The sequence below is a fragment of the Halolamina sp. CBA1230 genome (genome assembly GCF_002025255.2).
GTDB lineage: Archaea > Halobacteriota > Halobacteria > Halobacteriales > Haloferacaceae > Halolamina.
Map to the genome: position 1 here is coordinate 1,944,287 of NZ_CP054587.1, position 13,585 is coordinate 1,957,871.

Here is a 13,585-nt window from a genome sequence, read left to right on the forward strand (position 1 = left end):
CCCGTAGTGGGGAGGTGTCCCGGTTTGCCGGACGTTCAGACGAAGGGGCGGACCTCATCCCGCCTCCACGAACAAGTCAGGATAGGTGTGGCCCTGACTATTTACCAAAAGAAAGGAGCGAACGCCGTTGGGTGGAGGTCCGGGGTGTGTTACGTTCTACTCTATCATTCGCTAGCGTATTTAAGTTTCCGGTGCCATAGGATAGTGGACAGATAGGACATAAAGCAAGAGGAAGAGCTATTCGTTCAGCTTCTCAATGACCTTCGCCTTTAGGTCGGGGTCCTCATCCGCTTCTTCCAGCAGTTCATCGAGCACTTGCACCTTCTCCACCTGTTCCATGTCCTCCGCCTCTTGGTAGGAGTCACGGACTTGTTCGTCCGCCTCTTCCATCGCTTTCTTGGCGTCCGGCGTGAACTCCAGCCCACACCACGGGCAAAGCTTCGCGTTCGCCGGCGGACTATCACCACACCTCGGGCATACCTCAGGAGTTAGCTCGCTCTCGGGATCTTCCGTTTCCAAGTCGAAAGCGTCCCGCGCTTCACGGATATGGTCGCTATCCTTCAGGTGGCTGTAGGTGCTTTCCATTACGGAACTCTCCGGCGCGTGGCCGATTTGGTGTTTGATTGCGGATTCATCCATCCCGCGCCGGAGTGCGATTGTCACGAAGTTATGCCGGAGTGCGTGGGGGTGGGTGGGTTTGCTCTCGATTGACGGCACCTCTTCGGCCGCCCGCTTGGACAGACGCCCCACAATCGCCCCGATAGTCGTGGGATCTAACATCGTATGCGGGTCGGGACCGGCGAACTTCGGCCGCCCGACGAACACGTAGGCGTCACCGTCGTTCGGGGCCGGGTGTTCAGTTTCGAGGTATTGCTTTACCGTCGCCGACGACAGGAGTAGGTCACGCCACTTGCCGTTTTCCTCGGCTGCCTTCAGTCCCTCTACGTCTTCGTTTAGCCTGAATCGGTCGTTTTCCAAGTCCAAGTCCTTGATCCGGAGGGTCCGCGTGGCGGTGTTTCGCTGGCCGGTGTAAAGGAGAAAGTCAAACAGCGCCTTGTCACGCATACAGTTGGCTGCTTCTCGAATTGCCTGAATCTCGTCCCGCTCCAGCATCTCCGCCGGGTCGACCCCCTTCTCTTCGGTCGTGAACATCTTGATGTTCTCGGGATCTACTCCGGCGTCATCAAAGACGTAGTAGAACTGTCGAAGGGCGTTCTGGTACACACGAAGCGTCCCTTTGGACAGTCCGCCGTCCTTGACGTTCTCCACGTCGCCGTCAAAGAACGCCTGCATAAGCGCGTTAAGCTCGTCTGCAGACGTGTCAGTAAACGCCACGTGGGGAGCAATCTTCTTCAGAGCAGAAAGGTAGTTCTTCAGGGTCGTCGGCGACTTGCTCTTTTGCCCCTCCGGAGTATCCTCCAGCATATTGTCCTGCTCGTAGGCGTTCGCCATTTGGAGAATCCGGTCGGCGTCGTCGGGGTCCTCGTAGGGCGGGAAATACTCTTCACGCCCGTTCCACACTTCGTAGGTCCCGCCGTTCCGATGTTCCTTCACACGACTCCTTGTGTCGGCGTACTGCTGGGGGTAGTCCCGCGCCATACTCTCACCACGGGCGGCCAGCGATAAAGTATTTTGGTAGGCAACACCGGCTTTCTTCGAGAAAAACCCCGACGACGCCTACTGTTCGATACACGCCCAGCCGAAGATCGAGAAGGTCCGCGAGACGTTCGAGGAGAAGGCACAGGCCTGAGGCGACGGCGTTCAGCCCGCAAGCCGCCCGAGCAGTTCTTCCCGCAGTTCCGCACTCCCCGCACAGACCACGTCACACGCCGAGAGGTCCGTCTCCGCGTTGTGGTCGACGCGGTAGCCGATCACCGTCGTTCCCGCCCGGTCGGCCGCGAGCGTGCCGTTCCGTGAGTCCTCGATAGCCACACAATCCGCCGGATCGACGTCGAGGCGGTCGGCGGCCGCCTCGTAGATCGCCGGTTCGGGCTTCCCCGGTCCGTCGACCTCGTCGTTCGAGAGAACGAGGTCGAACTCGAGGTCGAAGCGGTCGAGCACGTACCCCATCCACGTCGGCGGCGAGGAGGAGACGAGGCCGACCGGAACCCCGGCGTCGCGGGCCGCCGCCCGAACCGCGGGGAAGCAGTCGAGCAGGTCGACCTTCTCGCGGTAGACGGTCTCGGCCGCCTCGTCGTACAGGTCGACGAACTCGGCTTTCGAGACCCGCGTCCCGTAGTTCGCGTCGAGGTAGTCGTAGATTTCGCGGTACGGCATCCCCGTGATCTCGTCGAGATCGGGCAGCTCGCCGTCGAGCACCTGCGGGAGCAGCTCCTCCCGCTCGGCGGGGTGCCAGTACGTCTCGGAGTCGACGACGACCCCGTCCATGTCGAACAGCAGCGCGTCCATGGGTGCCGTACCGTTGCTCGCGCCATCGTGTTTGGGGTTTCGCGCCGACGCTCAAGGCCGATGCCGGGACCACTCCGCGCGTGACCGAACGGATCCGACTGTTCGCGGGCGACTGCACGATCGAGTTCGAGGGCGAGCGCGAGCGCACCCAGCGCGGGTACGTGGTGGTCGTGGTGAAGCCGGACCGCACCGTGCTGGTCCACGACGCCGGCGGCTACCAGCCCGTGGCGTGGCTCACTCGCGCGGAGGAACTGACAACCGAGACGGAGGGCGACTCCTTCGCGCTCACGGCTCGCAGCGGCGAGCAGACGCTGCGCGTGGTCTCCGAGGCGCCGACGGGGCGTCAGGAGTACCCCGCGAGCGAGGCCGGCGTGCCGCTGGGGGAGTGTCCCGACTGCGGCGACGCGCTGGTGCGCGCGAGCGGGGAGGTGACCTGTCTGGGCTGTGACGCGGCCTACGGGCTTCCTGCGGGTGCGACGGTGCTCGACGAGACCTGCGACGACTGTGGGCTCCCGATGATGCGCGTCGAACGCGGCGAGACCCTGGAGCTCTGTGTCGACTGGCGCTGTGACTCGCTGGCCGACGCCGTCGCCGAGGCGCTCGACGGCCGGTGGGACTGTCCGGACTGCGGCGAGCCGCTCTCGGTGGTGAGCCGCGGCAACCGGCCGTTCCTCGGCTGTGACGCCTACCCGGACTGCGAGACGACGTTCTCCATCCCGGCGGGCGAGGCGGTCGGGGAGTGTCCCTGCGGGCTGCCCGTGTTCGAGACCGCGGCCGGGAGGCGGTGTCTGGACGGCACGTGCGATCGGTATCGGGAGGGGATGGTCGACGGCTGCGCCGGCCCGTGATCGGGGCCGACCACAGTCCCTATACCCGACGGCCCGGGACGTGGCTCCATGGACGGGACGCTTCGCGACGGCGTGGTCCGGCTCTCGGGCGACGCAAGACAGCGGTTCTACGACTCCGGGGGGTACGGCCGCCCGGCCGGCGGGAGCGACCTGGATCTCGCGCCGGTCGAGGCCGCCCACCTGCTCTATCGCGGCGACGTCGACGCGGTCACGAGTGAGGACGGCGAACGACTGGGGTTTCGTGAGTTCCTGACTCGGACCGACGCCGTGCTCGCGTTCGTCGTGTACAAGGACCTCCGCGATCGCGGCTTCTACCTTTCGCCGGCCCGCGACGGCTGGGTCGACGAGGGCGTCGACGACGAGACGGACTTCGTGGTCTACCCGCGCGGGAAGGGGCCGAGCGACGACGAGATCGCCTACCGGCTCCGGGTCGTGGGCGAGCGCGCGCCGCTGTCGGCGGCGAGCATCGACGAACACGTGCTCGCGGTCGTCGACGAGGACGGCGAACTCACCTACTTCGGCACGGAGTGGCTCTCGCCGTCGGGTACTGCCGACCCGCAGCTGCCCGACTCCCTCGACGCGACGCTGATGGACGACCGATTGCTGGTGTGGGAACCGCCGGAATCGCTGTACGAGGGCGGCTTCTTCGGCCAGCGGCTGGCCGGCCGCAACGCGGACTCGGGGCCGCTCCAGCTCTCGCTGCTGGAGGCCGCCTACCTCGCCGAGCGGGACTGCCTCCCCGTGGATCTCGCGACCGTGCAGGGCCACGCAGAAGCGATCGAGGGCGAGCGGTTCCGCCGGCGCTACGCGGCGTACGAGTCGCTGCGGGAGGCGGGCGTGGTGCCCAAATCCGGATTCAAGTTCGGCGCGGACTTCCGGGTGTACGAGTCGTTCGACGGCGTGTCGGATCTGGGCCACTCGGACAAGCTGGTCCGGGTGGTCGAGCCGAGCCACGAGTTCCTCCCCCGGGAGCTGTCGCTGGACGTGCGGCTCGCGGGCGGGGTTCGCAAGCGAATGGTTTTTGCGCTGACCGAGCCGACAGGAGAGATAGATTGGCTCTGCGTCGAGCGAATCACGCCGTGAGCAGCGGCGAGGACCACCGATGACCGAGGACCAACCCACACCGAAGACCGACGGGGGCACCGACAGCGTATCGAGCGACGACGTCGCCCTCGACCCGTGGGGGTCCTCGACCATCGAGGACTACCGGAAGCTGTTCGAGCAGTTCGGGATCGAGGAGTTCGACGCCGAAGAGGTGCCGGAGCCCCATTACCTGATGCGCCGGGGCGCCATCTTCGGCCACCGCAAGTACGAGCGCGTGGCCGAGGCGATGGCGAACGACGAGCCGTTCGCGGCGCTGTCGGGGTTCATGCCGACGGGCGACCCCCACATCGGCCACAAGATGGTGTTCGACGAACTGATCTGGCACCAACAGCAGGGAGGCGAGGTGTACGGGCTGATCGCCGACCTGGAGGCCCACTCCGCCCGCGGAATGTCGTGGGACGAGATCGACGAGCACGCCCGGAGCTACCTGCTCTCCTTCATCGCGCTGGGGTTCGACCCCGAGGAGGGGGAGCTCTACCGCCAGTCGGACAACCGCCCCCTGCAGGATCTCGCCTTCGAGATCGGCTCGACCACGAACTTCTCGGAGTTCGAGGCGATCTACGGGTTCGGCGGCGAGACGAACGTCAGCCACATGCAGTCGGTCGTGACGCAGTTGGCGGACATCCTCTACCCGCAACTCGACGAGCCGATGCCGACGGTGATCCCCGTCGGGCCGGACCAGGACCCGCACGTCCGCTTCGCCCGCGACGCCGCCGCGCGGATGCGCTACTTCAAGGTGACCGAGGCGTTCGCCTCCTTCGAACTGGACGACGACGAGCGGGCGCTGTTCCGGGACCTGTACGACGCGCTGGAGTCGGACGACGGCGTCGACACCGACGACCTGCGGTGTGAGGATGCGGCGAAACACCTCGCGGAGTTCGCGATCGGTGATGCGGACACCGCCACCCGCGAGTCGCTCCACGAGAAACTGGAGAACGGCGGGAAGGAGCCGATCCGCCCGCGCGTTCGCTTCCTCGACCGCAACGCCAGCGAGGCGGCGTTCGACACGCTGATAGAAGAGATCCCGGGCGAGAAGCGGCGCTACGAGGCCCATATCGACAGCTTCGACCTCGATCGCGAGGAGGCCGCGGATCTGGCCCAGAAAGTCGAGATCGAGCACGACGGCTACGGGTTCGAGGCGCCGTCGTCGATCTACCACCGCTTCATGACCGGACTGACGGGCGGGAAGATGTCCTCCTCGATCCCGGCCTCCCACATCTCGCTGCTCGACGACCCGGAGGAGGGGTACGAGAAGGTGAAATCCGCCGCGACGGGCGGCCGGACGACCGCCGAGGAGCAGCGCGAGCTGGGCGGGAAACCGGACGAGTGCCCGGTGTACGAACTGTACGCCTACCTGCTCGCGGAGGGCGACGACGAGTTCGCGACCCGGGTGTACGAGGAGTGCGCCGGCGGCGAACGTCTCTGTGGCGGCTGTAAGGAGCAGGCCGCGGAGCTGATGAAGGAGTTCCTCGAGGAGCACCAGGAGAAACGGGAGGAGGCGAAGGAGTTGCTCGAGGACGTGGATATCGACCTGTCGAGTGATCGGCGTGGGTTGGGTGGGCGTGAGGAAGACGACGCGGTTTAGGTCGGGATTTCTCGTCGGGATCGTTCTTTTGACGTCGCGTTGACGGTGCGGCCGCGAACGGCACTGCGGCGTTCGGTGTCCCGACCGCGAACAGGACCGCGGAGTGAGCATGTCCACTTGTGACCGCAACCGCCCCGCATAGCCCACGAACCTCCCCAGCCGACTCGCTCCCTACGGTCGCTCGTCCCTCGCGCTCGACTCGCGCACGGAGGCGCTCGCGCTTCGCGCCGACAGCGGCAGCGGTGCGGTAGCGGTGGACGCCGCGCGCCGGCGAATCGTCGCCGGCGCGGGGGGAGGGGTGGGGAGTCCATGCTGTGCCGGGCCTCGTGCCCGGCACTTCGCGGTCGCAAGTGGTCATGCTTCGAGATGCTGTTGCGGTCGCGGTTCCAGTAGCCAACGATGGGGATGCCGTCGCGGTCGCGATCACAGTAGCTGTCACAGCAGTCGACTCCGTAACCGAGCCCTCCCAAGTCGAACCGACGCTATCCACCACTGAATCCAGCCCACTCACGGAACCTTTTTGCGCGCTCGGGGGGTTCCTCCGCGTATGGCGCCCGACACCGCCGCCCGGACGCACCGCCACGCAGCCGACGGTCGCGGGGTCGGGTTCTTCTTCGCCTGATCGGTCGGCGGAGCCCGGCGCCGTGCGGATCGGGCGAAACCGACCGAGCGGGCAGCACCACACCCGGAGCGACGACGCCGGGGCGACCACCAATCCACACCACCCACCACATGCGACTCCCGGAACGACAGGTCGCGGCCCTGGAGGCCGCGAGCGCGACCGACGCACAGCCGATCCCCGACCTCGCCGCAGAGGCGGGGATCGACGAGGCGGCAGCCCGGACTGCCGTCTTCGAACTGGAGGAGGAGGGCCTCCTCGAAGTCGAGAGCGAGACCGAGACGACGGTCTCGATCACCGAGGAGGCCGAGACGTACCTCACTGAGGGCCTGCCAGAAGTCCGGCTCTACCGCGCGGCCGTCGAGGCCGGCGCCCGCGACGAACCCGTCGCGATGGGGCAGGTCATCGGCGCCGCCGGTCTCGAAGGGCCGGCGGTCGACATCGCGCTGTCGAACTTCGCCCGCAAAGGCTACGGCGAGATCGACAGCGGCGAGGTCAGCGCCAACCCCGACGTCGACCCCGACGCCGACGCCGAACTCGCTGCACTCGAACGGATCGACACCGGCGAGGCGGTTGACGACGAGGATCTCCTCGACCGCCTCGAGGAGCGCGGGCTGATCGAGCTCGAGGAGCACACCGTCCGCCTCGTGCAGTTGACCGATCAGGGCGTCGACGCGCTGATGGCCGGCGTCGAAACCGCCGAGACCGCCGACCGACTCACCCCCGAGATGCTCACCTCCGGCGAGTGGCAGGAGGTGGAGTTCACCGACTACAACGTCGAGGCCGACGCCACCGAGTCCGAGGCGGGGAAGGTCCACGTGCTCCGGCAGGCCAGCGAGCGCGTGAAGGACGTGCTCGTCGGCATGGGGTTCCAGGAGATGGACGGCCCCCACGCCGACGCGGACTTCTGGATCAACGACGCGCTGTTCATGCCACAGGACCACCCCGCGCGTACCCACTGGGACCGGTTCGCGCTGGACGTCGATCCGATCGAGGAGCTCCCCGAGGATCTCCTCCGGGCCGTCGAGAACGCCCACCGCGAGGGCGTCGGCCCGGACGGCGACGGCTACCACTCGCCGTGGAGTGAAGACTTCGCGCGTGAGGTGGCGCTCCGGGGCCACACCACCTCGCTCTCGATGCGGTACCTCTCCGGCGAGGCCGAGGGCGACCTCGAACCGCCCCAGCGCTACTTCTCGGTGCAGAAGGCGTACCGCAACGACACCATCGACGCGACCCACCTGCTCGAGTTCTTCCAGATCGAGGGGTGGGTGATGGCCGAGGACCTCTCGGTGCGGGACCTGATGGGCACCTTCGAGGAGTTCTACGAGCAGTTCGGGATCACGGACGTGCAGTTCAAACCCCACTACAACCCCTACACGGAGCCGAGCTTCGAGCTGTTCGGCCGCCACCCCGAGACCGGCGAGCTGATCGAGATCGGCAACTCCGGCATCTTCCGGGAGGAGGTGCTCTCCCCGCTGGGCGTCGACTGTGACGTGATGGCCTGGGGGCTCGCGCTGGAGCGACTGGCGATGCTGTACACCGGCGCCGAAGACATCCGCGACCTGCACGGCACGCTCGCGGACTTGGAGTTCCTGCGGAACGCGGAGGTGATCTACTGATGCCCGTCGTCGATATCGACACTGACGAACTGCGCCGGCTCACCGGCCACGAGGAGAAAGAGGACGACCAGCTCAAAGAGGACCTGTTCGGCCTCGGCCTCGAGTTCGAGGGCGAGACCGAGGACGGCGACCTCCAGTTCGAGTTCGCGCCCGACCGACTCGACCGGCTCTCCGTCGAGGGCGTCGCCCGGTCGCTTCGCTACCACTACGGCGACGACCGCGGGGTCGACGTCCCGAACACCAACGACGCCGAGTGGACGATCGAGGTCGACCCCTCCGTGCCCGTCGAGCGCCCGTACGTCGCGGGCGCGGTCGTGCGCGGGGTGGACTTGGACGAGGACGCGCTCGACTCGCTGATCCAGCTGCAGGAGAAGCTCCACGCGACGATGGGGCGCAAGCGCGCGAAGGGCGCCATCGGCATCCACGACCTCGCGATGCTCAAGGGCGAACGCGTCGAGCAGCGCGAGATCGGCGAGGAGAACGAGCTCGAACCGCCGGAGGATCTCACCCCCGTCGGCGGCGACGAGGGACCGACCGACGTGGGCGGCCCGACGATCACCTACCGGGGGATCGACCCCGAGGGCGACGAGTTCGTCCCGCTGGACGCCGACCGGGGGATGACCCCCGCCGAGGTGCTGACCGACCACGCGACCGGCGAGGAGTACGCCGACCTCGTGAGCGAGTACGGGCGCTACCCCGCTATCTACGACGAACTGGGGCTGTTCTCGTTCCCGCCCGTCATCAACGGCCAGCGCACCGAGGTGTCGACCGACTCCCGGGAACTGTTGGTCGAACTCACCGGCACCGACCAGTGGACGATCGACCGAATGCTCGCGATCATCTGCTACGCGCTCGACGCCCGCGGCGCGACGCTGGAGGAAGTCGATGTGGTGTACGACGACGAGGCGGCCGGCGAGCACGCCGGCGACCACCTCGTCCGGCCCGACCTCGACACCCGGGAGAAGACGGTCTCACACGATCAGATCGAGACCACGCTCGGGATCGAACTGGAGATGGAGGAAGTGGTGGACCTGTTCGAGCGTTCCGGGCTGGACGCGACCACTAATCTTGGTGATGAGACGACGTACGAGGTGGAGATCCCGCCGTACCGAACCGACGTGCTTCACCCGATGGACCTCGTCGACGACGTGGGCCGCGCGTACGGGTTCGGCGACCTCGAACCCGAGTACCCGGACATCGGCACCATCGGCGGCCGCCACGAACGCAGCCGACTGGAGCGCGCCACCCGGACCGCGCTCGTCGGCCTCGGGTTCGAGGACCTGCTGAACTTCCATCTCTCCTCGCCCGCGGAGAACTACGAGCGCATGAACGTCGAGGAGGGCAGCGACGTGCTGGGCGGCGGCGAGGCGGTGAACGTCACCAGCGCCTACAGCGAGGACTACACCCAGCTCCGGACGTGGGCGCTGCCTTCGGTCATGCACGTCCTGGAGAACAACACCCACCGGCGCTACCCGCAGGAGCTCGCGGAGGTGGGGTTCGTCGCCGAGCGCGACGACGGGGAGAACACCCACGTCGCGGAACACCGCACGGTCGCGGCCGCAATCGCGCGCACGGACGCGACGTACGAGGACATCAAAGGGAAGCTGCAGGCGCTCGTCTCGGAGTTCGACGTGCGTCTCGAGACGCCCGCGACCGACCATCCGACGTTCATCGACGGCCGTGCCGCGGAGGTGGAGATCGACGGCGAGTCGGTCGGCGTGATCGGCGAGGTCCACCCCGAGGTGCTGGTCGAGCGCGACCTCGAGGTGCCGGTGGCGGCGTTCGAGTTCCGGCTGGACGCGCTCGCGGACTGATTTCCGTCCGTTCTCTTTCAGTCCTCGGTTTTCGAGAACACCAGCGCGTAGGAGTGGTCGTAGCCGTAGCCGAACTGGTCTTCGTCCTCGGCGGCGTCGGGATCGTCCCAGCCGACGACGACCTCGCCGTCGAACGCGAACACGTCGGCGAGGCGGTCGGCGATATCCCACGCCAGCGTGGTCACTCGTCCCTGATACTTCATGTTGGACACGTCGACGACGACGGTGCTGGCCGGCTCCAGCGTCTCGTCGACCCGGGCGAACACCGTCTCGATGTCGTCGAGGTACTGGTCGTAGCTACTCTCGCCCGCGTAGTTCTCGAAGGGGTTGCGGTCGTCGGTCCGCTCCATGAACGGCGGCGAGGTGAAACAGATCGCACAGTCCGGGAACCCTGAGGGGTCGAGTTCGCGGGCGTCGCCCTGCCGAACGTGCTCCGGGTGATCGACTCGCCCGCGGACGTGCTCGACTCGTTCCGGCTCGTACTCGACGCCGTAGGGAACCCTGTCGAGGCGTTCGGCGACGGTGAGCGTCGTCCCGTACCCCGCGAACGGGTCGAGGACGGCGTCGCCCGGCTCCGAGTGGCGCCGGAGGAACTCCTCGACCAGCGCGTCCGGGGTCCGGATTTCGTCGTCCCCGAGCGAGAGCGTCTCGGCGTGGTCGTACTCGAGGGAGAGCCACGTCTGCATGCGTTGCGCGTTCGCGTGTCGGTTGATCGTCGTTTCGGTTCCGTTCGGCGTTCGCTCCGGGTGGGAGCGTCGCCCCGGTTCCGGCTGACGCGCACCTACAGGACCGAGTTCTTTAACAGGCGCTCACGGGAACGTTCACCCAACATGCCCAGTGGCCCGTACGACGCCGACGCCGTCGAGGAGAAGTGGCAGGACCGGTGGCTCGAGGAGGACACCTACGCCTACCGCGGGGGCGAGGCAGACGACCCGAACACGGCGTTCTCCATCGACACGCCGCCGCCGACGGTGTCGGGGAGCCTCCACTGGGGCCACGTGTACGGTGAGGTGTTGCGGGACATCGTCGCCCGGTTCAACCGGATGCAGGGCGAGGCGGTGTACTACCCGTTCGGCTACGACGACAACGGGATCGCCTCCGAGCGCCTCACCGAACGCGAACTTGACATCCGCCACCAGGAGTTCTCCCGCCGGGAGTTCCAGCAGAAATGTCGGGAGGTCTGTGCCCAGTACGAGGACGAGTTCACCGAGAACATGCAGTCCTTCGGCTTCTCGATCAACTGGGACAACACCTACCGCACGATCGAACCCCGCGTCCAGCGTATCTCCCAGCTCTCCTTCGTCGACCTGTACGAGCAGGGGAAGGAGTACCGCCAGCGCGCGCCGGCGATCTGGTGTCCGGAGTGTGAGACGGCGATCTCGCAGGTCGAGACCGAGGACGACGAGCAGGACAGCCACTTCCACGACATCAGCTTCGACGTGGTCGACCCGGAGTCGGCCGGCCAGGAGGAGTTCACAATCTCCACGACCCGGCCCGAACTCCTCCCGGCCTGTGTCGCGGTGTTCGTCCACCCCGACGACGAGGAGAACCAGCATCTCGTCGGGGAGGAGGCCCGCATCCCGCTGTTCGGCCACGAGGTGCCCATCATCGAGGACGACCGCGTCGACATGGAAACCGGTTCGGGGATCGTGATGTGCTGTACGTTCGGCGACCAGACCGACATCGAGTGGTACCAGGCCCACGATCTGGACCTCCGGGTCGCCATCGACGAGTCGGGCCACATGACCGACGTCGCCGGCGAGTACGAGGGGCTGGCCGCCGCGGACGCTGGGGAGGCGATCGTCGCCGATCTGGAGGACGCGGGCGCGCTGCTCGACCGCCGCGCGATCACTCACACCGTCAACGTCCACGAGCGCTGTGGCGTCGGCGTCGAGTTCCTCGTCGCCGACCAGTGGTACGTCGAACTGCTCGACAGCACCGAGGAGTATCTCGAGGCCGGCCGCGAGATGGACTGGTTCCCCGAGAAGATGTTCTCGCGGTACAAACACTGGATCGAGGGACTCCAGTGGGACTGGTGTATCTCCCGACAGCGCTCCTCGGGGATCCCGTTCCCGGTGTGGTACTGTGCGGACTGCGACGAGGAGATCATCGCCGAGAAAGCCGACCTGCCCGTCGACCCGCTCTCTGACGACCCGCCGGTCGACGCCTGTCCCGCGTGTGGGCACGACGAGTTCGTCCCGGAGGACGACGTGTTCGACACGTGGGCCACCTCCAGCCTGACGCCGCTGATCAACGCCGGCTGGGACTGGGACGAGGCAGCCGGGGAGTACACGATGGAGAACCCGGAGCTGTTCCCGATGGATCTCCGGTCGCAGGGCCACGACATCATCTCGTTCTGGCTGTTCCACACGCTCGTGAAGTGCTACGAGCACACCGGCGAGGTGCCGTTCGACTCGGTGATGATCAACGGGATGGTGCTCGACGAGAACCGCAAGAAGATGTCCAAGTCGAAGGGCAACGTCGTCTCGCCCCAGGAGGTCAAATCGCAGTTCCCCGTCGACGCCGCGCGGTTCTGGGCCGCCGGGAGCGCCATCGGCGACGACCTCCCCTACCAGGAGAAGGGGCTGCGCGCCGGCGAGAAGCTGCTTCAGAAGCTCTGGAACGCCTCGAAGCTGGTCGACTCGCTGACGCCCGAGACGCCACCCGAGATGGCGCCGGCGGACCTCTCGGCGCTGGACCGCTGGCTGCTGGCCGAACTCGACGGCGAGGCCGAGTTCGTCCGGGAGAAGCTCGAGAACCGGGAGTTCTCGAAGGCGCGGGACAGCCTCCGGAGCTTCTTCTGGGGGACGTTCTGTGACGACTACCTCGAGATCGCCAAACAGCGTGTCCGCGAGGAGGACGATGTTGGCGGGAGCGAAGCTCCCGCCGGCCAATCGGAAGCGTCCGCTTCCGATGCTGACTCCGCGAAGTACACGCTCGCGGTCGCCCACCGGCGGTTCCTCAAGCTGTTCGCGCCGATGCTCGCCCACATCACCGAGGAGATCTGGCAGGAGATGTACGGCGAGGCGCGACGCGCCCCGGATGCGAGCGGCGAAGCCGCGAGCACCTCCGACGGCGGGTTCGAGAGCGTCCACCGCACCTCCTGGCCCGAACCGACCGGGATCGACGCCGACCACGAGGCCGGCGAGACCGCGATGGCGGTCGTCGGCGCGCTCCGGCGCTACAAGAGCGAGCGCCAGCTCCCGCTGAACGCCGAACTCGACACGGTGTCGGTGTACGGCGAGATCGGCGGGTTCGAGAGCGACATCCGGAACGTGATGCACGTCGGCACGCTCGAGACGCTCGAGACGGAGCCACAGGTCGAGTCGGTCGTCACGGGCATCGACCTCGACTACTCGGTCGTCGGGCCGGAGTACGGCGGCGACGTGCCCGACATCGAGGCTGGCATCGAGAACGGCGAGTACGATATCGACGACGACGGCGACACCCTCCGGGTCGCAGGCCACGAACTCGCCCCGGAGGAGTTCACCGTCGAACGCGAGCGCCAGTACACCGGCGAGGGTGAGATGCTCGAAGCCGACGGCGCGCTCGTGATCGTGCAGGCGTAAGACGGCTCGCGAAACGAC

8 protein-coding genes and 3 pseudogenes are annotated in these 13,585 nt (G+C 66.9%); 8 read left to right on the plus strand and 3 right to left on the minus strand.

Annotated elements, in window-relative coordinates; all coding sequences use genetic code 11:
- Window positions 1–237 precede the first annotated feature (237 nt).
- Window positions 238–1,599 carry a site-specific integrase gene (locus B4589_RS10275; protein ID WP_079234186.1) on the minus strand — a complete coding sequence of 454 codons (1,362 nt, stop codon included), beginning with the start codon at window positions 1,597–1,599 and terminating at the stop codon, window positions 238–240.
- A gap of 52 nt (window positions 1,600–1,651) precedes the next feature.
- Here B4589_RS10275 and B4589_RS18200 point away from each other — a divergent pair.
- Window positions 1,652–1,750: pseudogene (locus B4589_RS18200) on the plus strand (peptide-methionine (S)-S-oxide reductase); the annotation flags it as partial.
- Between the two features lie 11 nt (window positions 1,751–1,761).
- Here B4589_RS18200 and B4589_RS10280 read toward each other — a convergent pair.
- Entirely contained in the window at window positions 1,762–2,409 is a 648-nt protein-coding gene (locus B4589_RS10280) for an HAD family phosphatase (RefSeq protein WP_079234187.1), read from the minus strand.
- Window positions 2,410–2,489: 80 nt separating this feature from the next.
- Between B4589_RS10280 and B4589_RS10285 the strand changes: the two genes are divergently transcribed.
- The 6 genes and pseudogenes from B4589_RS10285 to pheT all read left to right on the plus strand — a co-directional run.
- A complete protein-coding gene (locus B4589_RS10285) occupies window positions 2,490–3,257 on the plus strand; it encodes a topoisomerase DNA-binding C4 zinc finger domain-containing protein (RefSeq protein WP_079234188.1) in 768 nt (255 codons plus the stop codon).
- Window positions 3,258–3,305: 48 nt separating this feature from the next.
- Window positions 3,306–4,340, plus strand: a complete 1,035-nt coding sequence (gene endA, locus B4589_RS10290) for a tRNA-intron lyase (protein WP_079234189.1) — start codon at window positions 3,306–3,308, stop codon at window positions 4,338–4,340.
- 19 nt (window positions 4,341–4,359) lie between these two features.
- Entirely contained in the window at window positions 4,360–5,946 is a 1,587-nt protein-coding gene (locus B4589_RS10295) for a tryptophan--tRNA ligase (protein ID WP_079234190.1), read from the plus strand.
- Window positions 5,947–6,678: 732 nt separating this feature from the next.
- Window positions 6,679–8,184 (plus strand): phenylalanine--tRNA ligase subunit alpha, encoded by a 1,506-nt coding sequence (locus B4589_RS10300; RefSeq protein ID WP_079234191.1) that lies wholly within the window; start codon window positions 6,679–6,681, stop codon window positions 8,182–8,184.
- Window positions 8,184–8,631 (plus strand): annotated as a pseudogene (locus tag B4589_RS18510) (phenylalanine--tRNA ligase subunit beta); the annotation flags it as partial. The gene B4589_RS10300 and the pseudogene B4589_RS18510, both read left to right, overlap by 1 nt.
- Window positions 8,632–8,729: 98 nt before the next feature.
- Window positions 8,730–9,998 (plus strand): annotated as a pseudogene (gene pheT, locus B4589_RS10305) (phenylalanine--tRNA ligase subunit beta); the annotation flags it as partial.
- A gap of 17 nt (window positions 9,999–10,015) precedes the next feature.
- Here pheT and B4589_RS10310 read toward each other — a convergent pair.
- Complete coding sequence (locus tag B4589_RS10310) at window positions 10,016–10,684, minus strand: DNA methyltransferase (RefSeq protein WP_079234193.1); 669 nt, start codon at window positions 10,682–10,684, stop codon at window positions 10,016–10,018.
- 144 nt (window positions 10,685–10,828) lie between these two features.
- Here B4589_RS10310 and B4589_RS10315 point away from each other — a divergent pair, with 144 nt between their 5' ends.
- On the plus strand, window positions 10,829–13,567 hold the full coding sequence (locus B4589_RS10315; protein ID WP_079234196.1) for a valine--tRNA ligase: 2,739 nt from the start codon (window positions 10,829–10,831) through the stop codon (window positions 13,565–13,567).
- The last annotated feature ends 18 nt before the right edge of the window (window positions 13,568–13,585 follow it).